Source organism: Aeromonas sp. 96A (assembly GCF_051919165.1).
GTDB lineage: Bacteria > Pseudomonadota > Gammaproteobacteria > Enterobacterales > Aeromonadaceae > Aeromonas > Aeromonas veronii.
Window position 1 is genome coordinate 919606 of record NZ_JBQBFE010000001.1, and the last position, 24641, is coordinate 944246.

21 protein-coding genes are annotated in these 24641 nt (G+C 60.0%); 9 read left to right on the plus strand and 12 right to left on the minus strand.

Annotation, left to right across the window (positions count from 1 at the left end):
• The first annotated feature begins 16 nt into the window (after nucleotides 1-16).
• The 4 genes from ACTG2W_RS04190 (at nucleotide 17) to ACTG2W_RS04205 (ending at nucleotide 5210) form a co-directional block, all read left to right on the plus strand.
• Nucleotides 17-943, plus strand: coding sequence for a cation diffusion facilitator family transporter (locus tag ACTG2W_RS04190; protein ID WP_005361338.1), 927 nt, complete (start codon nucleotides 17-19; stop codon nucleotides 941-943).
• A gap of 301 nt (nucleotides 944-1244) precedes the next feature.
• A complete protein-coding gene (locus tag ACTG2W_RS04195) occupies nucleotides 1245-2780 on the plus strand; it encodes a TerC family protein (protein WP_101531322.1) in 1536 nt (511 codons plus the stop codon).
• A gap of 195 nt (nucleotides 2781-2975) precedes the next feature.
• Nucleotides 2976-4097, plus strand: coding sequence for an alkene reductase (locus ACTG2W_RS04200; RefSeq protein ID WP_106842973.1), 1122 nt, complete (start codon nucleotides 2976-2978; stop codon nucleotides 4095-4097).
• Nucleotides 4098-4244: 147 nt separating this feature from the next.
• Nucleotides 4245-5210 (plus strand): zinc-binding dehydrogenase, encoded by a 966-nt coding sequence (locus tag ACTG2W_RS04205; RefSeq protein WP_106842974.1) that lies wholly within the window; start codon nucleotides 4245-4247, stop codon nucleotides 5208-5210.
• A gap of 111 nt (nucleotides 5211-5321) precedes the next feature.
• Here ACTG2W_RS04205 and ACTG2W_RS04210 read toward each other — a convergent pair whose 3' ends face one another.
• Entirely contained in the window at nucleotides 5322-6386 is a 1065-nt protein-coding gene (locus ACTG2W_RS04210) for an adenosine deaminase (protein WP_106842975.1), read from the minus strand.
• Between the two features lie 197 nt (nucleotides 6387-6583).
• Between ACTG2W_RS04210 and ACTG2W_RS04215 the strand changes: the two genes are divergently transcribed.
• From ACTG2W_RS04215 to ACTG2W_RS04235, 5 genes are all read left to right on the plus strand, one after another.
• The gene (locus ACTG2W_RS04215; protein WP_005337281.1) at nucleotides 6584-7333 is read left to right on the plus strand and encodes an HAD-IIA family hydrolase; all 750 of its coding nucleotides are present in this window, start codon (nucleotides 6584-6586) and stop codon (nucleotides 7331-7333) included.
• 54 nt (nucleotides 7334-7387) lie between these two features.
• Nucleotides 7388-8962, plus strand: a complete 1575-nt coding sequence (locus tag ACTG2W_RS04220) for a cation:proton antiporter family protein (RefSeq protein WP_019446569.1) — start codon at nucleotides 7388-7390, stop codon at nucleotides 8960-8962.
• Nucleotides 8963-9092: 130 nt separating this feature from the next.
• On the plus strand, nucleotides 9093-9461 hold the full coding sequence (locus tag ACTG2W_RS04225) for a cupin domain-containing protein (protein WP_159163370.1): 369 nt from the start codon (nucleotides 9093-9095) through the stop codon (nucleotides 9459-9461).
• 192 nt (nucleotides 9462-9653) lie between these two features.
• Complete coding sequence (gene asnB / locus ACTG2W_RS04230) at nucleotides 9654-11318, plus strand: asparagine synthase B (RefSeq protein ID WP_005352808.1); 1665 nt, start codon at nucleotides 9654-9656, stop codon at nucleotides 11316-11318.
• Between the two features lie 245 nt (nucleotides 11319-11563).
• Nucleotides 11564-12088 (plus strand): acyloxyacyl hydrolase, encoded by a 525-nt coding sequence (locus ACTG2W_RS04235; protein ID WP_106842978.1) that lies wholly within the window; start codon nucleotides 11564-11566, stop codon nucleotides 12086-12088.
• 101 nt (nucleotides 12089-12189) lie between these two features.
• On the opposite strand, the gene dcuC is transcribed toward ACTG2W_RS04235, so the two are convergent.
• The 11 genes from dcuC to ACTG2W_RS04290 form a co-directional block, all read right to left on the minus strand.
• Entirely contained in the window at nucleotides 12190-13563 is a 1374-nt protein-coding gene (gene dcuC / locus ACTG2W_RS04240; protein ID WP_106842979.1) for a C4-dicarboxylate transporter DcuC, read from the minus strand.
• Between the two features lie 9 nt (nucleotides 13564-13572).
• Nucleotides 13573-14811, minus strand: a complete 1239-nt coding sequence (gene pepT, locus ACTG2W_RS04245) for a peptidase T (RefSeq protein ID WP_106842980.1) — start codon at nucleotides 14809-14811, stop codon at nucleotides 13573-13575.
• A gap of 483 nt (nucleotides 14812-15294) precedes the next feature.
• Nucleotides 15295-16791 (minus strand): C69 family dipeptidase, encoded by a 1497-nt coding sequence (locus ACTG2W_RS04250; protein WP_106842981.1) that lies wholly within the window; start codon nucleotides 16789-16791, stop codon nucleotides 15295-15297.
• A 459-nt stretch (nucleotides 16792-17250) separates the two neighbouring features.
• Nucleotides 17251-17886, minus strand: a complete 636-nt coding sequence (maiA, locus tag ACTG2W_RS04255; protein ID WP_005361400.1) for a maleylacetoacetate isomerase — start codon at nucleotides 17884-17886, stop codon at nucleotides 17251-17253.
• 139 nt (nucleotides 17887-18025) lie between these two features.
• Entirely contained in the window at nucleotides 18026-19021 is a 996-nt protein-coding gene (locus tag ACTG2W_RS04260; RefSeq protein ID WP_106842982.1) for a fumarylacetoacetate hydrolase family protein, read from the minus strand.
• A 10-nt stretch (nucleotides 19022-19031) separates the two neighbouring features.
• Nucleotides 19032-20183, minus strand: a complete 1152-nt coding sequence (locus tag ACTG2W_RS04265) for a homogentisate 1,2-dioxygenase (RefSeq protein WP_106842983.1) — start codon at nucleotides 20181-20183, stop codon at nucleotides 19032-19034.
• The gene (gene hppD / locus ACTG2W_RS04270; protein WP_279490623.1) at nucleotides 20176-21312 is read right to left on the minus strand and encodes a 4-hydroxyphenylpyruvate dioxygenase; all 1137 of its coding nucleotides are present in this window, start codon (nucleotides 21310-21312) and stop codon (nucleotides 20176-20178) included. The genes ACTG2W_RS04265 and hppD overlap by 8 nt, the downstream gene beginning before the upstream one ends.
• 224 nt (nucleotides 21313-21536) lie before the next feature.
• On the minus strand, nucleotides 21537-22247 hold the full coding sequence (locus ACTG2W_RS04275) for an HAD family hydrolase (protein ID WP_234832724.1): 711 nt from the start codon (nucleotides 22245-22247) through the stop codon (nucleotides 21537-21539).
• Nucleotides 22247-22906, minus strand: a complete 660-nt coding sequence (locus ACTG2W_RS04280; protein ID WP_440016066.1) for a TIGR01621 family pseudouridine synthase — start codon at nucleotides 22904-22906, stop codon at nucleotides 22247-22249. Before ACTG2W_RS04280 ends, ACTG2W_RS04275 begins: the two co-directional genes overlap by 1 nt.
• A gap of 176 nt (nucleotides 22907-23082) precedes the next feature.
• Entirely contained in the window at nucleotides 23083-23775 is a 693-nt protein-coding gene (locus ACTG2W_RS04285; protein WP_005337302.1) for an ABC transporter permease, read from the minus strand.
• Between the two features lie 3 nt (nucleotides 23776-23778).
• Complete coding sequence (locus tag ACTG2W_RS04290; RefSeq protein ID WP_005352911.1) at nucleotides 23779-24519, minus strand: ABC transporter permease; 741 nt, start codon at nucleotides 24517-24519, stop codon at nucleotides 23779-23781.
• Between the last annotated feature and the right edge of the window lie 122 nt (nucleotides 24520-24641).

Genomic DNA, 24641 nt, shown 5'->3' on the forward strand with positions numbered 1-24641 from the left:
TGAAAGGAGGACTTTTATGGCTCACCACAGCCATGTTATCAGTACGCTGGTCACCACCGAAAAACAGGCGCTTACCCTGTCGCTGTTCGGTTGTATTACCTTTGCCATCTTCGGCATCGGCTACGGCCTCTTCGTCGGTTCCAACGCCATCATGCTCGATGGTATCTTCACCCTGTTCAGCATGGGCATGACGGGCCTCGGTCTTGTTACCGCCTATCTCGTTACCCGCCCTTCCGATGCGCGCTTCCAGTATGGCTACGCCCACTTCGAGCCCATCACCAACGTCATCAATGGCACCATTATTCTGCTGCTCTGCCTTGGCGCTCTCTATAGCGGCATCACCACCCTGCTGGATGGCGGACGAGAGATCGATCTCGGCCACGCCCTTATCTATGCCGCCGTCTCCACCTTCTTCTGCGCCATCATCTATCGCATCGAAGCCCAGGTTGCCGAACAGGTAGACTCCGAGCTGGTGCGAGTCGACTCCAAGGAGTGGCTGGTGGATACCCTGCTCAGCGCCACTCTGCTGATTGGCTTTGTGGTCGCCATTGGCCTCGATGCCATCGGCTACGGCCAATACAACCGCTACATAGACCCGGTGCTGGTCTCGCTGCTGGCCCTCTGCGCAACTCTCATTCCCATCAAGGTGCTCGGCCGCAACCTGCGGGAAGTGTTGAAGATCGCCCCCAAGGGAGATGTGCCACGGCAAGTCGAGCAGGAGATCGAGGCGCTGCGCCAGCGCCACGGCATCGAGTGCTACAGCCATCTGGCCAAAAGCGGTCGTCGCTTCGATCTGGAATTGAACATTCTGGTGGCGCCGGGTCAGGAGTGGCCTGTCGAACGTCAGGATGCCCTGCGTCAGGAGCTCTGGTCTCGCCTTGGCGACACCCTGGGGGATGCCTGGCTGTCGGTTTGTTTCACCCGCGAAAAGCGCTGGTTGTAACGACCGCACGGGGGAGAGCGGCACCGCTGCCTCCCCCTGTCGCATCACAACCCCATCACGCCCCGCTGACACTGCTCTTGCCAAATTGGCGCCAGCCGCTATCATCAGGGCTCATTTTTCACCCGAGGTTTTATTGCCCATCATGGACAATCCCCGAAGTTGCCCTTCGTCTCTCTCTGTCAAAGCCTATCTTTTTCTGCTTAATCAGCGCCTCTGAATAACACCTTTGCCTTGCTGTTACTGCGGCCATCTTGCGCCGTGATCACTCTCTGCTCTGTCTGTTTTTATTGAGGTCGTCACAATGGAATTGCTGCTGGATCCCCATATCTGGATCGGTCTGTTTACCCTGATCATTCTGGAAATCGTGCTGGGGATCGACAACCTGGTCTTTATCGCCATTCTGGTGAAAAAACTGCCCCCCGCCCAACGGGACAAGGCCCGTGTCATCGGCCTGTCGCTGGCCCTGCTGATGCGACTTGGGCTCTTGAGCGTCATGTCATGGCTGGTCACCCTGACCACCCCGATTTTGCACCTGTGGGACCACCCCTTCTCCGGTCGGGATCTGATCCTGATGGGGGGCGGCCTGTTCCTGCTGTTCAAGGCTACCTCCGAGCTGCATGAACGGCTGGAAGCCAAACCCCAGGATGATGGCCCGGTCGGCGCCTACGCCAGTTTTGGCGTGGTGATCGCCCAAATTTTGGTGCTCGATGCGGTCTTCTCGCTCGACTCCATCATCACTGCCGTCGGCATGGTGGAACACCTTGGCGTGATGATGGCCGCCGTGACCATCGCCATGGTGGTGATGGTGCTCGCCTCCAAGCCGCTGACCCGCTTCGTCAACGCCCACCCCACCGTGGTGGTGCTCTGTCTGAGCTTCCTGCTGATGATCGGCTTCAGCCTGGTGGCGGAAGGCTTCGGCTTCCATATTCCGAAGGGCTACCTCTACGCAGCCATCGGCTTCTCGGTGCTGATCGAGTTTTTCAACCAACTGGCCCAGCGCAGCGCCATGCGTCACGAATCCAAACAGCCGCTGCGTGAGCGCACCACCGCCGCCATCTTCAAATTGATGGGCAGTAAGGCCTATCAGGATCAGCCGGATGACGATCTGGATGCCCCTGCCGTAGCGCCGGTGAGCTTTGGCGAGGAGGAGCGCTATATGGTGACCGGGGTGCTGTCGCTGGCCGAGCGCTCCATTCGCACCATCATGACCCCGCGCTCGGAGATGGCCTGGATCGATATCAACGACTCCAGCGACGAGATCCGCGCCCTGCTGCAGCGCGAGCCCCACAGCCTCTTCCCCATCTGTGACGGGGATCTGGACGAGGTGATCGGAGTGGTCAAGGCGCGCGACCTGCTGTTTGCCTTGAACGAAGGGCAATCCTTGAGCGAACTGGCCAAACAGAACGATCCCATTATCGTGCCGCAGACCATCAACGTGATCCGTTTGCTGGCGGAGCTGCGCAAAGCCAAGGGAAGCCTTATTCTGGTCTCCGACGAGTTTGGCGTGATCCAGGGGCTGGTCACCACCCACGATCTGCTGGAGGCCATCGTCGGCGAGCTGCCGGACGAGGACGAAACCCCGGATATCGTGCGTGATGGCGAAGGGTGGCTCATCAATGGCAGCACCAACATCCACCATGTGGAGCAGGTGCTGGAGCACGAGGGGCTGGTGAGCGAGAGCGATGAATACGTAACCCTGGCGGGCATGCTGCTCTCCCACTTCGGCACTCTGCCCACCCCGGGCCAGCAGTTGCAACTGCAGCAGCTCAACTTCGAGGTGATCGAGGTGAGCGAGCGGCGCATCGAGCGGGTGAAAGTGATGCCCGCCACGGCTTGAGCCTGCCACCAGCAGAATACAGAAGAGGGCCAGACGGCCCTCTTTTTTATGCTTCAACTTTATGCCTCAACGCCTCTTTCCCGACGGTTTGCACTGATTGCTGCATCAAGCACAATTCTCTTGTGCAATTACCCCCCTTTTTCACAGCAAGATGGCAGCATAAAGTGGCCTCACTTCCACCATGAGGAACTCAAGATGAGCCACGATCACCTGTTCTGCCCGCTGCGCCTCGGCCAGCTGCACCTTGCCAACCGCATCGTCATGCCCCCCATGACCCGCTCCCGTGCCAGTCAGCCGGGTGATGTGGCCAACGCCATGATGGCGAGCTACTACGCCCAGCGCGCCGAGGCGGGCCTGATCATCAGCGAAGGCACCCAAATCGACCCCATGGGCAAGGGCTATGCCTGGACGCCGGGGATCTACAGCGCCGAGCAGATCGCTGGCTGGAAACTGGTGACCGATGCCGTGCACGCCAAGGGGGGCACCATCTTCGCCCAGCTCTGGCACGTGGGCCGGGTCACCCATCCGGATAACATCGGCGGCGCCCAGCCCATCTCCGCTTCAGCCCTGCCCGCAGTGGGCGTCAAGGTGTTCGTCGATAACGGCAGCGATGCGCCGGGCTTTGTCGAGACCGTCACTCCGCGCGCCATGACTCAAGCCGATATCCATGCGGTGGTGGGCCAGTTCCGTCAGGCGGCTCGCAACGCCATCAGCGCCGGTTTTGACGGTATCGAGCTGCACGCCGCCAACGGATACCTCATCAACCAGTTCCTCGACTCCGAGTCCAACGCCCGCACCGACAGTTACGGCGGATCGCTTGAAAACCGGCTGCGCTTCCTCAAAGAGGTGACCGAGGCGGTCAGCAGCGAAATCGGCGCTGCTCGGGTTGGGGTGCGTCTTGCGCCGCTCACCACCCTCAACGGCACCATCGATTCCAACCCGCAGGAGACCTATCTGGCCGCCGCCCGCCTGCTGGGCCAACTCAACGTGGTCTACCTGCACATTGCCGAAGCGGACTGGGACGATGCCCCCCTGATGCCGGAGAACTTCAAGCAGGGTCTGCGCGATGCCTTCCCCAACACCCTGATCTACGCCGGTAAATATGATGGTGATCGCGCACGCGCCGCCCTCGACGCGGGCTGGGCCGACATGATTGGCTTTGGTCGCCCCTTCGTTGCCAACCCGGATCTGCCGAACCGGCTGCGCCACGGCTATCCGCTGGCCCCCCACGATCCGGCCACTCTGTTTGGCGGCGGCGAGAAAGGGTTGACCGATTACCCCGTCTATCAGGCCGATGACGCAGCGACCAACCGCTGATTGCCGATGGCCAACCGGCCACGTAACGCAGGCCCCACTGGTTGGGGCCTGCCGTATTGTTGCGCATTAGCAACGGTGATATGGCTGACCGAATCACTGTTGCAATGATCTCGTTGTTATCTCCCCTCGCTTTCACAAGGAGTCATCATGAATCACACCCAAGCCTGGTGCTGGCATGCCCCCGGTGAACCGACCCAGCTTACCCTCGCCGATCTGCCCCTGGCACCGCTCGCCCCTGACGAGGTACTGGTAGCCAATCGGGTTATCGCCTTCAATCCGGTGGACTGGAAGCTGATCGAGTATGGCCACTCCAACTGGCAGGACGGTCAGGTGCCCGGCGTCGATGGCATGGGCACTATCGTGGCCCTCGGCGCCAACGTCAGCCATCTGCGTCTCGGCGCCCGGGTCGCCTATCACACCGACCTGCGCCACCACGGCAGCTTTGCCCGCCACACCAAAGTGCCCGCCCGCGCCCTGCTGCCGGTGCCCGATGCCCTGAGTGACGAGGCGGCAGCCACCCTGCCCTGTCCCGGCCTCACCGCCTGGCAGGCGCTGGCCAAGCTGCCGCGCCTGCACGGGGAAGCGCTGCTCATCACAGGTGCCGGCAGCAGTGTCGGCCGCTTTGCGGTGCAACTGGCCCTCCAGCAAGGAGCACGAGTCTTTGCCAGCGCCAGCCCACGTCATCATCCGTGGCTCAAGGCTGATTATCGGGACTCCGACTGGCTGGCCACCTTGCAGACTGCCAACGGCAACGAGCCGTTCGAGGGGATCATCGATCTGGTCTCCAGCCAACAGGCTGAGAGCCTGCTGCCCGCCCTTGGCTACTACGGTCACATGGTGACTGTGCTCGGGCGCATCCCGCACAATCCGTTGCCCGCCTTTAGCCATTGCCACTCATTGCACGAGATTGCGCTGGGCGCCCAGCACGCCTTTGGCAGCGACAAGCAGTGGAGCCGACTGGTGGCCGCCGGTGTCACCATGATGGATCAAATGGCAAGCGGCGAGCTGACCCTGCCGCCGCTGGTGGTCGGCGACTTTGAGGCGCTGCCCACCCTGCTCGAGCGCTTCAAGCGCGAAGGACAGGGCGAGAAGTTTCTGGTGCGAGTGGCATAACGCTGACCTGCCCCGATAACCACACCGACCATTGAAACGAAAGAGGCCCGCCAGTGATGGCGGGCCTCTCTTTATATAGTGTATGTCATCTCGACTTCATTGGCGCCTGACTCAATGCAGGCTCACCCCGTGGGTCTCGGCATAACTGCGGATCTCCCGGGTCAGCCGCGCCTTGTCGGCCAAGCTCAGCCAGCTCGCCTCAACGGCATTGAGCGACAAGCGGCAGAGCTGACTCATGGTCGCGCCAAGGCCATCGGCCAGCGCCACAAGGTTGCCATTCATATAGCCACCAAAGTAGGCAGGGTCGTCCGAGTTGATGGTGACGCAGAGCCCCTGCTCCAGCAGTCGCAACACATTGTGCTGGGCCATATCGCCGAACACCTTGAGCCGGGTGTTGGAGAGGGGACAGACGGTAAGCGGCAGCCGGGTATCGGCCAGATAACGCAGCAGCTCGGGATCGTCTGCCGAGCGCACCCCGTGATCGATGCGGCATACCTTCAGCTCGTTGATCGCCTGCCAGATGTAGCCGGCAGGGCCCTCTTCACCTGCGTGGGCCACCACCGGCAGCCCCAGCTCGCGGCATTTGGCAAAGACCCGGGCAAACTTGGTCGGTGGGTTGCCCTTTTCACCCGAGTCGAGGCCGATGCCGTGAATGCGCGACAGGAAGGGCATAGCCTCTGCCAACGTAGCGAACGCCTCCTCTTCACTGAGGTGGCGCAAAAAGCTCATGATAAGGCGCCAGCTGATGCCAAACTCCTTCTCCCCGGTCTGCAGCGCCCGCTCGATGCCGCCCAGCACAGTAGCAAAGGGGACGCCGCGGGCGGTATGGGTCTGTGGGTCGAAGAAGATCTCCACATGCACCACCTTGTCGGCGGCGCAACGCTCAAGATAGGCCCAGGTGAGGTCGAAGAAGTCCTGCTCGGTAATGAGCACGCTGGCGCCGCGATAGTAGAGGTCGAGAAAAGATTGCAGGCAGTCAAAGTCATAAGCGGCGCGCACGCTGGCGACATTGGGCCAGGGCAGTGGCACACCGTTGCGGCGGCCCAGCTCAAACATCAACTCGGGTTCGAGGCTGCCCTCGATATGCAGGTGCAGCTCCAGTTTCGGCAGTCCGGCGATAAATTGCGCGGCGGTGAGGTGTTCGGGTGTGACTGGCTTGGGAATCGGGGTGTCCATAGCGACGGCTCCATCAGCAAAGTGATCCGGCGTCAGCCCCTCCACCAGACTGACCCGACGGCAGCTTTATTGTGCACCGAAGTGGCGAGACAGGGGAGACTTGTCATCAAACAGACTTATAATGGCGTCACAAAAATCATAAATGATTGAACATCTTAACGATTGGCGGCTCACCTGCGCCCTGACAAGGAGTTTTCATGAAGAAGAACGTCATCTGCGATATCGACGGTGTCATCCTGCACAACAACGATCTCATCCCCGGTGCCGACCGTTTCGTCCATCGCCTGCTGGAGCAGGGCAGCAAGCTCTTGTTCCTCACCAACTACCCGGCACAGACCCAGAAAGATCTGCAAAACCGCTTCCGCTCCGCCGGGATCGAGGTGCCGGAGGAGTGCTTCTATACCTCCGCCATGGGCACCGCCGACTTCCTCAAGCGTCAGGATGGCAAGAAGGCCTATGTGATCGGTGAAGGGGCGCTGACCCACGAGCTCTACAAGGCCGGTTTCACCATCACCGACATAGACCCGGACTTCGTGGTGGTTGGCGAGACCCGCAACTACAACTGGACCATGATGCAACAGGGGGCCAAGTTCGTCGATCAGGGGGCCCGCTTTATCGCCACCAACCCCGATACCCACGGCCCCATGATGCACCCGGCCTGCGGCGCCCTGTGCGCCCCCATCGAGCGAATGACCGGCAAGAAGCCGTTCTATGTCGGCAAGCCGAGCGCCTGGATCATCCGTGCGGCGCTCAACCGGATGGAGGCCCACTCAGACGACACCATCATCATCGGCGACAACCTGCGCACCGACATTCTGGCGGGCTTTCAGGCCGGTCTCGAGACGGTGCTGGTGCTCTCCGGGGTGAGCAAGGTCGCCGATATCGACCGCATGCCGTTTCGCCCGAACCATATTTTCGACTCCGTGGTCGACATCGATATCGTCTAATCACCACCCAAGCGTTAAACAGGGCAGGTCTCTCCTGCCCTTGCAGGATCTGTTATGGAACCCATTCTGATCGCCGTGGCCTTTGGCTGCGGCATGGTAGTCAATCTGATTGGCCTGCCCCCCCTGCTCGGCTTCCTGGCCGCCGGTTTTATCCTCAACGGCATGGGATATGAAAATACCCCCGCCCTGAGCGAGGTGGCCGATCTCGGCGTCACCCTGCTGCTGTTCACCATCGGCCTCAAGCTCAATATCAAAACCCTGATGCGGCGCGATGTATGGGGCACCACCAGCCTGCACCTGCTGCTCTCCACCCTGCTCTTTACCGTGGTACTGCTGGTCTGCAAGGGACTGGGACTTGAACTTGCCCTCTCGCTGGACTGGAAACTGGCGCTGCTGCTGGGCTTTGCCCTCTCCTTCTCCAGCACCGTCTTTGCGGTCAAGGTGCTGGAAGATCGCAGCGACATGAATGCCCTCTACGCCCGCATCGCCATCGGGGTGCTGGTGATGCAGGATGTGTTCGCCGTGGCGTTTCTGGCCTTCTCCAGCGGCAAGTGGCCCAGTATCTGGGCGCTCTGGGTACTGGGATTGCCGCTGCTGCGCCCGCTGCTGTTCAAGCTGCTGGAGCGTGCCGGGCACGGCGAGCTGCAGGTGCTGTTCGGGGTGTTTTTGGCGCTGGTGGTCGGGGCCGCCGGTTTTGAAGTGGTCGGCCTCAAACCGGATCTCGGGGCACTGATCATCGGCATGATGCTCGCCTCTCATCCGGCTGCGGCAGGGCTTGCCAAGGCGCTCTTCAACCTCAAAGACCTCTTTCTGGTCTGCTTCTTTCTCACCATCGGCCTCAACGGCCTGCCGACCCACGACACCATGCTGCTGGCACTGGCGCTGGTGCTGGCCCTGCCGCTCAAAAGTGTCCTCTACTATCTGGTCTACAGCGGCGCACACCTGCGGGTGCGTACCGCCCTGCTCTCGACCCTGGCGCTCACCAACTTCTCGGAGTTTGGCCTGATCGTCGCCGCCATCGCCGCCAAGGCGGGCTGGCTCTCCCACGAGTGGCTGGTGGCGGTCTCGCTGGCACTGGCGGCGAGCTTTATGATCTCCGCCCCGCTCAATGCCCAGAGCGAGCGCATTTATCACCGCATCGGCCACTGGCTGCGGGGATTGCAGGCAAGCAACCTCCATCCGGAAGACAGACCCATCGAATTGGGCGATGCGGAGGTGATCATCCTCGGTATGGGGCGGATCGGTCAGGGGGCCTACTTCGAGCTGGAGAACAAGTACGGCAACGTCATCCTCGGGGTGGAGAACGACAGCGAGAAGCTACCCACCCTGCGCGCCCAGGGGATGAACGTCATCGAGGGGGATGCCACCGATACCGACTTCTGGGACAAGGTGCTGCTCTCCAATCAGGTCAATCTGGTGCTGCTGGCGATGCCCCACCATTCGGGGAATCTCTACGCCATCGAGAAGCTGCGCAGCCACGGATTCAACGGCAAGATCGCCGCCATCGTCCGTTTCGAGGACGATATCGCCTCCCTCAGAGAGCAGGGAGTGGATGCGGTATTCAACGTCTACAACGAAGCGGGCAGCGGCTTTGCCCGCCATGTGATCCGCCGCTTGCAGCCGCTTTGAGTTATCGGCCAGCAGCCCTTGGCAAGGGAATGCGCATCGTTTAAGTTATGCACAACCTCGTTTAATAAAACGAACAAACGCGGGGCCGGGATGGCCCCGCGTTCCTATCTGCCGAAGCCAAGGAGGCACCATGAAGACCCTCAAAGACTGGATTTTGCCGGACCGCCACGAGGCGGCCCCTACCCCGCTGATGCCTGCATCCGAGCGCATTAAAGCAGGCAACCCGGCGCAAACGGTGTGGAACCACTACTCCGACCCAAGCCAGCAGTTTCACGTGGGCTTCTGGGCTTGCGAGCCGGGCCGCTGGGCCATCCACTACACCGAGCACGAGTATTGCCAGCTGCTGGAGGGGGATGTGGTGATGCACGACAGTGAGGGTGGCCAGCTGGCCCTCAAACCCGGCGATCAATTCGTGATTCCGGCAGGCTTTGTCGGCGAGTGGGAGACCCTTACTCCCTGTCGCAAGGTCTACGTCATCTTCGAACCCGCCTCAGCTTGACGTTCACGTCACCCGGCCCCGTTGCAGCAGCCCTTATCCTGTTGATCCGCTTGACGCTTACGGCATGATTTTCTGCGGTTTTCCCGCTTGCAAAAGGTTTTTCCGCTAGGCATTGTGTCTGACGAGGAATGTAAATGGAATTTCGAGCCCAAACGTGGGGGGCTCATATAAAAATCAAGAGGATTACCGCCAATGTGTTCAATTTTCGGCATTCTGGATATCAAGTCCGATGCAGTAGCCCTGCGCAAATCGGCGCTGGAGATGTCCAAGCGACTGCGTCACCGCGGGCCTGACTGGTCCGGCGTCTACAGCTCCGACAAAGCCATTCTGGTACACGAGCGTCTGGCCATCGTCGACCCGGGCAATGGCGCCCAGCCGCTCTACAACCCCGAGCGCACCCATGTGCTGGCGGTCAACGGCGAGATCTACAACCACAAAGAGCTGGAGAAGACCCTCAAGGTCGACTTCCAGTTCCAGACCAAATCCGACTGTGAAGTGCTGCTGGCTCTCTACAAGGAGAAGGGCCCGGCGTTTCTCGACGATCTCAACGGCATCTTTGCCTTCATCCTTTATGACGCCGAACAGGATGCCTACCTGATTGGTCGCGACCACATGGGGATCATCCCCCTCTATACCGGTCGTGACGAACACGGCAACTTCTATGTCGCCTCCGAGATGAAGGCGCTGGTGCCGGTCTGCAAGAGCGTCGAAACCTTCCCGCCGGGACACTACCTGTGGAGCAAGGATGGCGAGCTCAAACAGTGGTACAAGCGCGACTGGATGGAGTACGCCGCGGTCGAGCACAATGTCAGCGACAAGGCCGAGCTGAAAGCCGCGCTGGAAGCGGCGGTCAAACGCCAGCTGATGTGTGACGTGCCTTATGGCGTGCTGCTCTCCGGCGGGCTGGACTCATCCGTCATCTCCGCCATCACCAAGCTCTATGCGGCGCGCCGCATCGAGGACGATGGCAAGAGCGAAGCCTGGTGGCCACAACTGCACTCCTTCGCCGTAGGGCTGGAAGGGTCGCCGGATCTCGCCGCCGCCCGCAAGGTGGCTGATCACCTCGGCACCATCCACCACCAGATCCACTTCACCGTGCAGGAGGGTCTGGATGCCCTGCGCGACGTCATCTATCACCTCGAGACCTATGACGTCACCACCATCCGCGCCTCCACGCCCATGTATCTGATGGCACGCTACATCAAGGCGATGGGGATCAAGATGGTGCTCTCCGGTGAAGGCTCCGACGAGCTGTTTGGTGGCTACCTCTATTTCCACAAGGCGCCCAACGCCCGCGAATTCCACGAAGAGAACGTGCGCAAGCTCGCCTCCTTGCACCTCTATGACTGCCTGCGCGCCAACAAGTCGATGGCAGCCTGGGGTGTGGAGGGTCGCGTGCCCTTCCTCGACAAGGAGTTCATGGACGTGGCGATGCGCCTGCAGCCCGCCGACAAGATGTGTGGCAAGGGCAAGATCGAGAAGCACATCCTGCGCGAAGCGTTCGAAGATCTGCTGCCCCACGAAGTGGCGTGGCGCCAGAAGGAGCAGTTCTCCGATGGCGTGGGCTATTCGTGGATCGACAGCCTGAAAGCCATGGTGGAACAGGAAGTGACGGATCAGATGTTCGAAGCGGCTGCATTCCGCTTCCCCATCAACACCCCGCTCACAAAGGAGGCCTACTTCTACCGCGCCATCTTCGACGAGCACTTCCCGCTGGAAGCCGCCGCCCGCACCGTGCCCTACGGCAAGTCGGTCGCCTGCTCCACTCCTACCGCGCTGGAGTGGGATGCCAAGTTCAAGGAGATGGCAGATCCCTCCGGCCGCGCCGTGATGGACGTGCACCAGCAGGGCTACTGAGCCTACACGCCAAACCGAGCGGATAACGTCAGATAGCAAAAAGCCCTTCACCATGGTGAAGGGCTTTTTCATCTCCCCGCGGTCACGCCCGCCAAATCACATCAAGCCATGCAGATAGTTGATTTTTCATAAATATTTAATTTTTTTACCGAGTGACCATGCATTGACAGGAAGCGCGTCGATTGACTATGCCTGAAGGGTGATCAACAGGATCACCACGATGACAACAAGGATCGGGAGGGGGCATGGACGCTAACACTCTATCAAGGATTGGCCTGCTGACAGCACTGCTCGTCAGTCCAGCTACGATGGCCAATGAAAATATCGTGGTGCTGCAACTTGGCAACGCCTTCAGCAATGAAAAGCTCGACATCAACATCGCCGATGCCAAGTTCCATCACATGTTCTGGCGCTGGGGAGACTCAGGCTGTCAATTTGGGCTGGGGGTACGTGCCGGAACGCTCAAGGTAGAAGATGAAGAGACCGCCAGACTGGGGGGCGGCGCCCGTATCGAATGCCAATGGGGTAACTGGGTGACCTGGCTCCCCGGCGAAATGGTCTGGCTCGATCAGTACCAATTTGGGACTCGCGGCCACGGCTACAAGGATTACGGCGGCCCCTTCCAGTTCGCTCTGGGGATCGGCCTCGGCTACGCCATCACCAAGAATTGGCTGATCGGCTATCAGTATGAGCACATGTCCAACGCCTATATGTATGACAAGAACCCGGGGCTGGACAGCCATACCCTCCATATCGAGTACCGTTTTTAGCTGGACGCCCCCCACTGCAAGTGGCATAACACGATGCAAAAAGCCCTTCACCATGGTGAAGGGCTTTTGGTTATTTCATCTCCTGATAACCGAAGGTGCAGTTACAGGTAGAAGATCCCCACGATCAGGGTATGGAAGACAAAACCGACCATCAGGGGCAGCGAGGTACGCTTGATCACCGCAAACGGGGTCAGCTTGGCGCCACTGGAGACCGCAATAATCACCCCGGAGACTGGCGACATGGCGCGTCCCATGTGGGAAGCCTGCTGCATCGGCAGGATCATGGAGGCGGTGTTGACCCCCATGCTGGCGGCGATCTGCGGGATCAGCTCGACAAAGGCGAGGAAGGGCGCATTGCCGGAGCCCATGATGATGGCGGCAACCAGCGTCACCAGTGCAAAAACGATCGCCATGGCAAAGGCGGGCAGCCCCACATGTTCGGCGCCGACGATCAGGATATCGATCACCCCCAGCACCTTGATGCCGTGAGCGAAGATCCCTGCCGCCACCAGCAGCCCCACCACGTTGCTGAACGCTGACCCCATGCCGTTGAGGAAGTAGCTGAAACCGCCGCACACCTGCTTCATGTCACGGGTTCTGGCTGCCTCGACCACCATGCTGATAAACATCGAGATCATCACGATGGTGATGACGTTGAGCTTGATGTGATCGACAAACAGGGAAGAGAAGCCCACCGCCATGATGATGGGCAGCATCGGCAAGATGGCATAAAAGCTGGGGACACCGACCTCGTTTGCCGACTCGTCCACCGCAGCGGCCCCCTGATGCTGGTGCCCCTCCTGCAGATCGCAACGACGTTGCCAAAATACGTGCATCAAGCCCACCACCAGCACAGTCGCCAGCGCGGCAGGGCCCTGATAGGTATAGACATATTCGATCACGTTGTGGCCCATGCCCACCGCATCAGTTGCACGGATGGCGTCGATAGCGGTCGGGGTATAAGCCACCCCGAGGGAGGTAGCAATCACCCCGGCCGACGAGGCCGCAGAGAGGCCAAGCCCTACCATGATGGGGAACAGGGTCGCCATCAACAGTACCGCCAGACCAGTCGCCGAGGGGATCGCCAGTTGCAGCGCGCTGGCCAGCAGGTATGAGAAGAACAGCAACACATAGGGGGAGCGCAACCGGCGCAGTGGACGAATCGCAATGCGCACCACCGCATCGTTGGCACCGATATGATCCATGTAATGGGCAAAGCCCATCAGCGCCATGATCATCAAGCCAAGATCGGCCGCCCGCGAGCTGAAGAGATCCCGCATCACCTCGAAGGGGTCAAACAGGGCAATCCCGGTGCTCTCGACCCCTTTGGGTAGCACACTCCCCCACCCTGCCAGCTGGCTTGCCACCATCAGCACCAGACCGGCGGCAAACAGCACCGGCTCGGCCCGATAGCCTTTGAGGATTAGTCTGGCCACCAGCACGATGACCAGCACTGCAATAACTACCTGAAACATGACGACTCCTTAGCGACTGAAACGGGTGTGGGTGAGCTTGATTATCTCGATCACCACGGCACTGGCCGCCTCGAGGGAGCTGACCGGCAGGTACTCGTAGATAGAGTGAAAGTTGTGGGCACCGGTGAAGAGGTTCGGGCAAGGCAATCCCTTCTGGGAGAGCACGGCACCATCATAACCACCGCGCATCGGGATGGGGTTTGGGGTGATCCCAAGGGCCTCGTAGGCGGCCAGCGCCAGTTCGATGGGATAGCGGTTCTCCCCCTGCAAGCTGTTGAAGACATTGCTGTAGCGATCGCTCAAGTGGTAACTCACGCTCTGCTCACCCCACAGGGCCTGACAGCTCTTGCCGAGGGTGTCGAGCAGGGTCATTCGTTGCTGATACCCATCCTGAGTGAAGTCGCGCACATCCAGCTTGAGCACAGTTTGGGCGCTGTTGCCCTGCATCTGCTTGACCCAGTAGTAACCCTCGCGCCCCTCGGTATATTCGGGCGCTTCGCCCCCCGGCAGCATGGCGATAAACTTGTGCGCCATCAGCAGCGAGTTCTTCAGCTTGCCCTTAGCCGACATGGGGTGGGCCGAGGCACCGTGAAAGACAAACTCCGCATCCCCCGCATTCCAGTTCTCATAGACCAGCTCGCCAATGCCGCAGCAGTCGAGGGTATAGGCGAAGTCAGCGCCAAAACGTTCGGTATCGAACGCCTTGGCCCCGCGCAATCCCTGCTCCTCGTCAGGTACCAGACCAATTTTGATGGTGCCGTGGGGGATCTCCGGATGTGCCTGCAGATAGGCAACCGCATTGACGATGGCGGCGATGGCCGCCTTGTCATCGGCCCCCAGCAGGCTGGTGCCGTCGGTCACGATGATCCGATCACCGACATAGTTGGCCAGCTCGGGGAACTCGCTCAGACGCAGGGTGATCTGCTGGTCGGCATTGAGGCAGATATCGCCCCCTTCATAGGCCACTACTTGGGCATGGGTATCGTTGGTGTGTTCAGCACTGGTATCGAGATGAGCAAAGAAGGCCACGGTGGGCAGATCCCCCGCCACATTGGCAGGAAGTGTGGCGGTCAGGATGGAGTTATCCGCCACCTCCACGGTCAACCCCAGGGCGATCAGCTCCTCTGCCACCTTGTCAGCCAGCACCCGCTGCCCCGGGGAGGAGGGCATTACCCCGGCGGCGCCCGCTTCACGATTGGTGGTGGTATTGATGGCGGTGTATCCCAAAAATCTGTCGACAATATGCATTGCGGTAGTCCTGTGAGTAGTGACGGATATGATGCCGTGACGAGATCCGGCGGCGCGGTCGCCTTATTCAGAAAGCAGCCGCCTTTTTCTGCAAACAGCCGTCTGATGAAGCGATAACGCCTTGGATTAACGAGAAAAAATGAGATGGATAAAGAGAGTGCCCATCACAGTCGAATCAATGGGTAGTGATAAATAACACAGAAAGACCGCATAAAAGCTCTCAGATAACCAAAAGTGGGTAGCTGATCACATGCCTGATATGCTGAAAGGCGAAATAAAAACCTGAATGAAAGTCTCTGCTTTCGTATCGGATAGCGAAATCCACTGCCCGGGCCAGACACATTGGCGGGATGTCATAAAGGAAAAATGCCAGAGCACAGGCTCCGGCATCGATAGTGGGAAAGTGATCAGAGAAACCGATCTGCCCGGCGACCGCTCAGGCTGACCGTCGGGGCCCTCTTTGGCATGATGAGTGCGTCGCGGTTAATCCTTTTTCGCCTTGTTGGCGAAGAAGATATCGGCCTGAATATCCTGGGTGCGCACCGTGAAGATCTGGTTGGTCAGATCGTCGGTCAGCGTTTCGGCCTCCTGCATCACCCGCAGATTGAAATCGTTGAGCATGCTGTTGGCGGCGGCCTTGTCGGTTTTGACCGTTTTCAGATAGCTGGCTTCCATCTCTTTCTGCTCTTTGGCGATCTTCGCCTCCCAGCTCTGGTACGCCTGCTTCACCATGGGGGCCAATTTGGGGTAATCGGTCATCACCAGGGTCTGCAGCTTGCGATATTTCCAGTAGATGGAGTCGCTGTCGGCCTTGTCGCTACCCATGGCATAGTGGGCCGGATAGGCTTCCAGACCGCTGTAGTAGGGAACGAAGGCGGTCAGATTCGCCATGCCGAGGCCCACATAGGTCACCTCCCCCACCTCGCGCGGCATCCAGGGGCGTACCTGCATCACATGGGACTCGTAGGTGCGAAACACGCTGACGGGGCGCCACGGCTCCTGACCGTTCAACCCCTTGCTGTAGGGATCGTGCTCGGTGCCGTCATAGTGATTGCGCAGCACCGCCTTGACCTCCTCCAGCGTCATCTTCTTCTCGGGGGAGAGGGTGACCGGGAACTGGCGACCGGCATCCACTGCCTGCTTGAGCGAGGGGTTGAACATCTGCTGGATGGTCCAGACCCGCGGATCGTTATAGGTGCGATCCCGCTCGTCATCGCGGGTATAGGCTTTCGAGAAGTTGAAAACCCCATCCTTTTGCGGATGGTAGAGCCCCTTCTCGGTGGCAAACTCAATCAGATTCTTCGATCCCATCATGTCGGCACTGGCTGGATCGTACTGCTGAAGGCGGCCCTGATTGCCCGAGGCGAAGTAGTGATTTTTCGGCAGACGCTGCGCCATCCAGTGATGGCCGGTGGCAGTCTCCAGATACCAGAGCTCGTTATCATCCACCACGGCGACACCAAATCCCTCTCCCGCGCCTATGGTCTCGATGATGTTGCCAAGCAACGAGATCGCCTCGCGGGCCGATGTGGACCGGGAGAGCAACACATCGGGAATGTCGTCTTCGGTAATCCCCTTATCTTCCACATAGGGGTCAAAGGCGAGCGCTTCGGCTGAGGCAAAAATGGACTCGGTGCCGCTCACCCCGACTCCCTTCTCGTTGAACCCGGTGGCGCCGTGCAGCTGGGTCTTCCAGTTCGGTACCGTGGTATAGCGCAGGGAGTTTTTCGGCAAGGGATAGCTGAAATCATTGGCACCGTTGTGAGCCTTGGAGCTGTGCATACCGCTCAGCCCCTGCTTGGCCGGATGGATCACGAAATGCTGGGCTTTTAGGGCATCGCTGTCGGCGCTGCGGGCCACCATCATGGAGCCATCGACGCTGGCTTCACTGCCGACCAGCAAGGTGGTACAGGCGAACGCCGACGAGAAGAGAGCAAGGTTGATGGAGAGTGCGACGACGCACTTTTTGAAGGAATGCATGAGATCTCCTTGTTGCACAGAGTGGTTGCAAATAAGCGGTAGCGCGCCAGTCAACCTGCCGCTGTCACAAGGGATCTGCGCGGTGACACGGGCCGGACAGTGCGGGCCATCAAACCGTAAACACGAAAAAGAGCAGTGCGGATAAACCGTGGAAACCAGGGAGGTACCCAAGGCCACCTGATAGACGACCTGTTCACATCTCTGCTTTCCGCTGTCCCGCTGGCGTGGCGATACTAGGCCCAATCAACCGCGTTGAGTGTGACTGGCAGCCCAAAACACCGACAAGAAAGACTCAATCGATGCAAAATATCGATAAGTGTGACAAGCGCAGGATCCTTGGCAACATTCAGTCGTCAACACGAGGCACGCAAGGAGCAGAGATAGAGGAAAATGAAGAGATGAGAATATAGGGAGCGCGGGATGGCGTGTTGATGCCATCCCGCGATTCAAGTCAGTAGGTCACTGCGCGTCCGGCTGGTTTGCGGGGGCGGCCTTGATAAAGGCTTGCAACTGTTCGCAGTTGGCGACGATGCGGCGGATAGTGGGGTAATCGTCCAGGGTCATGTCGTAGCGGCGGGCGTTGTAGACCTGGGGCACCAGCATGCAGTCGGCCAGGGTCACTTCGTTGCCAACGCAGTAGACACCGGCGGTGGTCATCAACAGCTGTTCGAGGGCGGTGAAGGTCTCGTCAATCCAGTGGCGATACCAGCGAGCCTCCTGCTCGTTGTTAGCCCTGAAGTGCTCTTCCAGATAGTTGAGCACCCGCAGATTGTTGAGCGGGTGGATATCGCAGGCGATCATGTTGACGATCTGGCGCACTCGGGCCCGCGCGTCGGGGGAAGAGGGCATCAGGGAGTAGGCTGGATAGGTCTCGTCAAGGTACTCCATGATGGCGACCGACTGACCGATCTGCACATCGCCATCCACCAGAAACGGCACCAGCCCTTGCGGGTTGATCCGGCGATAAGCCTTCTCGCTCTGCTCGCCTTGCCGCAAATTGATGGGATGCTGCTCGTAGGCGAGCCCCTTGAGCTGCAACACGATCCGCACCCGAAAACTTGCCGACGAACGCCAATAGCCAAACAACTGCAACATAATCTGTCCCTGCATCTTATCTGGGCCCGAAGCCCGGCAGGTGCTCGCCACCTGCCTCCTTGTGTATCCGGCACCGGTTGAGGGCTCGTCGTGATCAGGACATATCCCGAATATCCTTGCCGCCAATCGGCGCTGGCCATCAACCTCCCTGACCGCTCGCTGGCACCACCTGTTGAGAGATAGTGCCAAACAGGTTTTGGCCAGAGCGATCTTCCATCGCGATCGACACTCTATCACCAAACTGCAAATAGGGGGTTATAGCTTGATCACAATCAAGAATTTCCAGCATGCGGCGCTCGGCGATGCAGGATGAACCGGCGCTGCGATCGTAGTTGGAGACGGTGCCCGAGCCAATGATGCAGCCCGCACCGAGCGGTCTGGTCTTGGCGGCGTGGGTAATCAGCTCGAAGAAGTTGAAGGTCATGTCCACCCCGGCTTCGGGCGCACCAAACAGGGCACCGTTGAGGTGGGTCAGAAGCGGCAGATGCACTTTGCCATCACGCCAGTCATCGCCCAGCTCGTCCGGGGTGATGGCCACCGGCGAGAAGGCGCTGGACGGTTTGGACTGGAAGAAGCCAAAGCCCTTGGCCAGCTCGCCCGGGATCAGGTTGCGCAGGCTCACGTCGTTGACCAGCATCAGCAGCTTGACGTGACTGGCGGCCCCCTGCGGGCTCACCCCCATCGGCACGTCGTCGGTGATGATGGCGACTTCCGACTCGAAATCGATCCCCCACTCCTCCGAACCCATCACAATCGGCCCACGGGGAGCCAAAAAGCTGTCGGAGCCCCCCTGATACATCAGCGGATCGTGCCAGAAGCTCTCCGGCATCTCGGCGCCGCGCGCCTTGCGCACCAGCTCCACATGGTTGACGTAGGCGCTGCCATCGGCCCACTGATAGGCGCGCGGCAGCGGAGAGAGGCAAGACGCTTCGTCAAAGGGGAACGCCTCGGCCCCGCGGCCCTCGTTAAGCTGCTGATAGACAACCTCCAGCCTGGGGGCAACCTCGGCCCACTCGTCGAGGGCGGTCTGCAGGGTGGGAGCAATCTCGCTCACCCGTACTGCCCGGGCCAGATCCCGGCTCACTACCACCAAAGCGCCATCGCGCTTGCCATTGTTCAATGTTGCCAATTTCATAAGCGATTCCTTATTTGCCGGCAGCCGCGTCCGGGCGCTGCCAGCTGGAGACATACCGGGTGTTCTCGATCCCTTCGCACAGGCTGCCGACGTTCAGCGCATCGCGGGTGTCTAGCATGACCGCCACCTCGTCGGTGAACTTCTTGGCATAGGCCTGCCCTGCCGCAAACGCCTTGGGATGGGGGCCGTGGGTGAAACCGGCAGGGTGGAAGGTGACCATGCCCCGCTCGATATTGTCCCGGCTAAAGAAGTCCCCCGCGTGGTAAAAGAGCACCTCGTCGTAATCATCGTTGCTGTGATAGAAGGGCACCTTGAGGGCGCTGGGATCGCTTTCGATGGGGCGCGGCACGAAGGTACAAATCACGAAGCGGCTCGCCACAAAGGTCGAATGAGCCGACGGCGGCAGATGGTAGCGATGGCTCATCAGCGGGCGGATATCCCGCCAGTTGAGGCGCACAACGCACAAATCCCCATGCCACCCTTGCGCATCCAGCGGGTTGAACGGCCAGGTGATGACGCTAATCTCGTCGTGGCGCTTCACCTGCAGCGACCAGGGATGCTCATCCTGCTGGGCCAAAAAGCGCTCGTTAATGGCGGGCACATCGAGCGCAGCCGGGTCGAAGATGGCGTGGTTGCCCACCAGCCCCTTATCCGGCAGCTGATAGCTGTCGTTGGTCGCCTCAATCATCAGGATGAACATCGGCGCACTGGGTTCGATGCGCCACATGGTGCCACGGGGGATCACCACGTAGTCGCCATCGCTCAGGGTCAGGTGACCGTAGTCGCAGAAGAACTCACCGCCCCCCTCGTGGATAAAGAGCAGCTCGTCGCCATCGGCATTGCGCACCAGAAACGGCATCGCCTCGGAGAGCCGCCATATCCGGTAGCGGCAATGGGGGTTGCTGAGAATGTCGGGAGCCACCCAGGGGGAGAGGGAACTCACCTCCTCCTGCAGGGCATTGAGGTCAAACAGCCGTGGCCGCAGCGGCCCCTCCCAACTGCTCCAGTCGGTAGGGGCATGCTTGTGGTGCATGTGGGTGGCGGGGCCGAAAAAGCCGCTACGCCCCAGCTCGCGCTCATAGATGGCCTGTTCCGGCAGGTCGGCATGAGCCTGTCGGGAGTGGGTTCCCTCCCGATGGGGGAAGTTAATCCAGTTACGCATCGCTCGTTCCCTCTTTGCGGGCACCCTTCTCATCCTCGCCGCCATCCAGCACGCCACGGCGGATCTGGTCCAGCTCGATCGATTCAAACAGTGCCTTGAAATTGCCCTCGCCAAACCCTTCGTTTCCCTTGCGCTGGATGATCTCGAAGAAGACCGGGCCTATCACGGTATCGGTGAAGATCTGCAACAGGATGCCATCTTTGGTAGGGGAGCCGTCGATGAGGATGCGCAGCTCTTTGAGGGCCGTCAGATCCTCCTGATGCCCCTCGACCCGGTTGTTCACCCTCTCGTAGTAGGTATCGGGCGTCGGCATAAAGCCGGTACCTCGACTGCGCAGGGTACGGATGGTGTGGTAGATATCGCTGGAGGCCATGGCGATGTGCTGGATCCCCTCCCCCTTGTACTGACGCAGGTACTCCTCAATCTGGGACTTGTCATCCGCCGACTCGTTGATGGGGATGCGGATCTTGCCGCAGGGGGCGGTCATGGCGCGTGAATGCAGCCCGGTCAGCTTGCCCTCGATATCGAAGTAGCGAATTTCGCGGAAGTTGCCGATCCGCTCATAGAAGTTGGACCAGACATCCATATTGCCGCGATGCACGTTATGGGTCAGGTGATCGATTTCGATGAGACCTGCATCCACCTCTGCCATCCGGGCCTGCCAGTCGGGGTAGAAGACAAAATCCACATCGTAGATGGAGCCCTTGTCGCCATAGCGGTCAACGAAAGAGAGAGTGCTCTCGCCGATACCGTAGATGGCGGGAATATTGAGCTCCATCGGGCCAATCTTGCCGACAAAGGGCTTGGCCCCCTTGGCGATGGCGAACTGCTGGGCCTTGCCCGCATCACTTACCCGAAACGCCATGCCGCAAACGCTCGGCCCATGCAGGCTGGCAAACTGCTCCGCTTGGGAGTGAGGCTCGGCATTGACCACGAAGTTGATATCCCCCTGCCGGTAGAGCCAGCACTGCTTGTGTTTGTGCCTGGCGACCTCGGCAAACCCGAGCGAAACGAACAGGCTCTTGAGGGCAGCAATCCCTTTGGCATCGGGGGCCGTGTACTCGACAAACTCGAAACCGTCTGTGCCTAACGGATTGATGGTATGGGTGGCGGAAGAGGTGGCATTCATCGGGCGCTCCTTGCTCTTGATTCGGTTAAAACGGATTGCAGCACCCAGCGGCGCGGCAAGTGTTAACAACTTGTTTCATTAGAAGCAGGGCGTAGCAGGAAGAGAAGAGGCGGGTTGCAGATAGTTTTTCGCAGCTGGCAGCAAAGGATGTAAATGAATTGTGACATTTAAGCCACAGCCTTGCGGATCAAACGGTGACGACCCGCAGGACTGTCAGCTTTGCATTACAGTTGCCAGTTTTTGACCAGCAGATGGGGCAAGCAGGCCCGGGCTTTTTGCAGTCGCGTGGGCGTTGGATTGATCAGCCACGCCTCTTTCCCCAACCCCAGCAGTGGCAGATCGTGCAGGCTGTCGCTAAGCGCCAGCTCGACATCGAGGGCGCAAATCTCCGGCAACAGCTTGTGCTGGCCGTGGCAATAGAAGCGCGGCATCAGGCCGCCAAAACGGTAGTGCATCTGCGAGCCAATGACCCGGTGAGGCAACTGGCCGGGCAGTTGTTGATGAAGCTGGGCTCGCACCAGCGCGCAGGGACTGGCGGAGATCACCCAGCAGCGCGCGCCCTCGCTTTGCAGCAATTCGCGAGCCTGACGATACAGCCCCGGCCTGGTGCGGCAATAGGCGCGCACCAGCTTGCGCCAGCCCAAAGGGGAAAGCCCCAACGTGATGGCCCACCAGATAAGGGAGATACCGCGCCGCCGCTGGCTGGGTAGCAGCTGACTTGGCAACAAATAGACCAACCCACCCAGCGCAATCACTGGCAACAGCAGCAGCGGCCAGATCCGGCGGCGCAGGATATAGCACAGCAGACCGGCGTGGCTGTCGCCGGGGGCCAGGGTGTCGTCAAAGTCGGCCAGGATCCAGCGCGGTGCACGTCCGTCAGGATCACGCTCTTTCGCTGAATGGATAATGGCGTCGGACGCTGGGCGCATCAGCATCAGGGCGCAAGGGCTGCGATGGCTGCCGTGAGCTCGGGAGTGACAAATTCACTCCCCACATCGGGCGGGCAGACAAAATCGAACGGCTCGCACGCCAGGGTAAAGCTGAGCCGCCAGGCGTGCAGATAGCCGCGATCGGCTGGCGTGCCGCCATAGCGCTCATCCCCGAGAATGGGGGCGCCGATACTTTTGAGGGCAACCCGGATCTGGTGGGTTTTGCCGGTCTGGGGCTTGATGCGATAGAGCCGCAGCCCCTCGCGCACCGACACCGAATCAAACCAGCTGATGGCGGGGTTTTCCAGCGTGCGAGCCAGCATCCAGCTGCCACCGCGCCCCTTTTGCATATCCCCCTTCACCCAGCCCTGCTTTTTCTTGGGTTTGCGATCGGAGAGCGCCAGATACTGCTTGGTCACCTCACGGGCCGCAAAAGCCATGCTCAGCTCACGGTTCGCCTCCGTGGTGCGGGCCAGCAGCACCAGCCCAGAGGTCATCTTGTCGAGCCGGTGTACCGGATAGAGAGTGAGCCCAGTATCGGCCTTCACCCGATTGACCAGTCCCGGATTGACCGCCTCCCCGTCGCCCTTCTCGTCATGCATGCCGATGCCGGGCTGCTTGTCGATAACCAGGAAAGTGGGATGCTCAAACAATATCCGGTACATAAAACCTCGGGAACTGGGGGATAAGGCACGCAGCCAACGACTGGCGGCGCTCGGGAGTGCTGCATTCTCCCTGCTCATCCGCCATTTGGCAAACCGGACAGGCGGAGGATAAAGATAAAAAATGGCCCCGCCTGCAACAGGCGGGGCCATTTTCGCTCATCTTGGCAGCTCAACCCTTACACATTACGCGGGCGCAGGTGGGCGTGCCAGCGCGCTTCCCACTTCTTGAACAGCCAGACGATGACAAAGGTGAGCAGCATATAGAGCAGCCCTGCGGTCAAAAACGCCTCGAACGGACTGTAGTAGCGAGAGTTGATGATCCGCGCCGCGCCGGTCAGATCGACGATGGTGATGATGCCCGCCACCGCTGAGCCTTGCAGCATGAAAATCACCTCGTTGCTGTAAGCCGGCAGTGCCCGACGAAACGAGTTGGGCAAAATGATCCGGGTCAGGGTCTGCCAGCGAGTCATGCCAAAGGCGTTGGCAGCCTCAATCTGGCCGCGCGGCATATTGTGTACCGCCCCGCGCACGATCTCGGCGGTATAGGCGGCGGTATTGAGGGTGAAAGCCAGCAGCGCACAGAACCAGGCTTCGGAGAAGAGCGACCAGGCGGCACTGTTCTTCAGCCACTCCCACTGGGCGGCGCCGTAGTAGATGATGAAGAGCTGCACCAGCAGCGGGGTGCCGCGAAAGAAGTAGATATAGGCCCAGATCGGCCCCTTGATCAGCCAGTTGCGGCTATTACGCAGGATGCCCATGGGCACCGCCAGCATCAACCCAAGGATCAGAGAGAGGGCCACCAGCCAGACGGTGGTATAGAGCCCCTCCCAGTAGGTGGGCCACTCTTTGAGAATGATTGAGAAATCCATGGCTTACCTCGTCTTGATGGCATAGTGACGCTCGGCCCACTTGAGCGCCGAGGTGGAGACTGCGGTGAAGATCAGGAAGATCAACGCCACCGCCATGTAGAAGGTGAAGGGTTGCTGGGTCGAGCCCGCCGCCAGCGAGGCTTTGCGCACCATGTCATCAAGGCCGATGATGGAGACCAGCGCGGTGGTTTTCAGCAGCACCAGCCAGTTGTTGCCAAACCCCGGCAAAGCGTGGCGCATCATCTGGGGGAAGAGGATCCGCACAAACACCTGGGTTGCCCGCATGCCAAAGGCCCGTGCTGCCTCCAGCTCGCCTTTGTCCACCGCCAGAATGGCGCCGCGAAAGGTCTCGGTCATGTAGGCGCCGAAGATAAAACCGATGGTCGCGACACCGGCCACAAAGGGGCTGATGTCGATATAGTCCGGAAGCAGGGAGACCCACTCCTGATTGGGATTACTCTCCAGTAACCAGCTGTTGTAAGTCTCGTTGACCCAGGTGCAGATGCCGTTGATCAGCACCTGGCCGCCAAAGAAGAGCAGCATCATCAGCACCAGATCGGGGATGCCGCGAATGATGGTGGTGTAGCCAGTGGCGATGGCCCTGGCCCACTTGTAGGGAGAGAGTTTGGCCAGCGCCCCCAGCATCCCCAGCAGCAACGCCAGCAGCAGGGAGGCCAGCGCCACTTCCAGGGTGACCCAGGCGCCCTCCAGCAGCGAGGCTTCGTATCCTTTCAAATCAAACATATGCAGCTCCATCGCCACTGAATCTTCACGCACCTGCTAACCAGAAGGCTCCATAGCAGTCCGAATGAAATATGTGCAGCTCCATTGCAATCAATGCGGGCCCGTAAACTCCCTCAGGGAGG

Excerpts from the sequence above, each read along its gene's own strand:
- ACTG2W_RS04210 (WP_106842975.1), bottom strand. The coding sequence starts at position 6,386 with ATGGACACCCCGATTCCCAAGCCAGTCACACCCGAACACCTCACCGCC.
- ACTG2W_RS04285 (WP_005337302.1), bottom strand. The coding sequence starts at position 23,775 with ATGGATTTCTCAATCATTCTCAAAGAGTGGCCCACCTACTGGGAGGGG.
- ACTG2W_RS04235 (WP_106842978.1), top strand. The coding sequence starts at position 11,564 with ATGGACGCTAACACTCTATCAAGGATTGGCCTGCTGACAGCACTGCTC.
- ACTG2W_RS04200 (WP_106842973.1), top strand. The coding sequence starts at position 2,976 with ATGAGCCACGATCACCTGTTCTGCCCGCTGCGCCTCGGCCAGCTGCAC.
- ACTG2W_RS04195 (WP_101531322.1), top strand. The coding sequence starts at position 1,245 with ATGGAATTGCTGCTGGATCCCCATATCTGGATCGGTCTGTTTACCCTG.
- ACTG2W_RS04260 (WP_106842982.1), bottom strand. The coding sequence starts at position 19,021 with ATGAAATTGGCAACATTGAACAATGGCAAGCGCGATGGCGCTTTGGTG.
- dcuC (WP_106842979.1), bottom strand. The coding sequence starts at position 13,563 with ATGTTTCAGGTAGTTATTGCAGTGCTGGTCATCGTGCTGGTGGCCAGA.
- ACTG2W_RS04220 (WP_019446569.1), top strand. The coding sequence starts at position 7,388 with ATGGAACCCATTCTGATCGCCGTGGCCTTTGGCTGCGGCATGGTAGTC.
- ACTG2W_RS04205 (WP_106842974.1), top strand. The coding sequence starts at position 4,245 with ATGAATCACACCCAAGCCTGGTGCTGGCATGCCCCCGGTGAACCGACC.
- ACTG2W_RS04290 (WP_005352911.1), bottom strand. The coding sequence starts at position 24,519 with ATGTTTGATTTGAAAGGATACGAAGCCTCGCTGCTGGAGGGCGCCTGG.
- ACTG2W_RS04280 (WP_440016066.1), bottom strand. The coding sequence starts at position 22,906 with ATGTACCGGATATTGTTTGAGCATCCCACTTTCCTGGTTATCGACAAG.
- maiA (WP_005361400.1), bottom strand. The coding sequence starts at position 17,886 with ATGTTGCAGTTGTTTGGCTATTGGCGTTCGTCGGCAAGTTTTCGGGTG.
- asnB (WP_005352808.1), top strand. The coding sequence starts at position 9,654 with ATGTGTTCAATTTTCGGCATTCTGGATATCAAGTCCGATGCAGTAGCC.
- ACTG2W_RS04215 (WP_005337281.1), top strand. The coding sequence starts at position 6,584 with ATGAAGAAGAACGTCATCTGCGATATCGACGGTGTCATCCTGCACAAC.
- ACTG2W_RS04275 (WP_234832724.1), bottom strand. The coding sequence starts at position 22,247 with ATGCTGATGCGCCCAGCGTCCGACGCCATTATCCATTCAGCGAAAGAG.
- ACTG2W_RS04190 (WP_005361338.1), top strand. The coding sequence starts at position 17 with ATGGCTCACCACAGCCATGTTATCAGTACGCTGGTCACCACCGAAAAA.
- ACTG2W_RS04265 (WP_106842983.1), bottom strand. The coding sequence starts at position 20,183 with ATGCGTAACTGGATTAACTTCCCCCATCGGGAGGGAACCCACTCCCGA.
- ACTG2W_RS04250 (WP_106842981.1), bottom strand. The coding sequence starts at position 16,791 with ATGCATTCCTTCAAAAAGTGCGTCGTCGCACTCTCCATCAACCTTGCT.
- pepT (WP_106842980.1), bottom strand. The coding sequence starts at position 14,811 with ATGCATATTGTCGACAGATTTTTGGGATACACCGCCATCAATACCACC.
- hppD (WP_279490623.1), bottom strand. The coding sequence starts at position 21,312 with ATGAATGCCACCTCTTCCGCCACCCATACCATCAATCCGTTAGGCACA.
- ACTG2W_RS04225 (WP_159163370.1), top strand. The coding sequence starts at position 9,093 with ATGAAGACCCTCAAAGACTGGATTTTGCCGGACCGCCACGAGGCGGCC.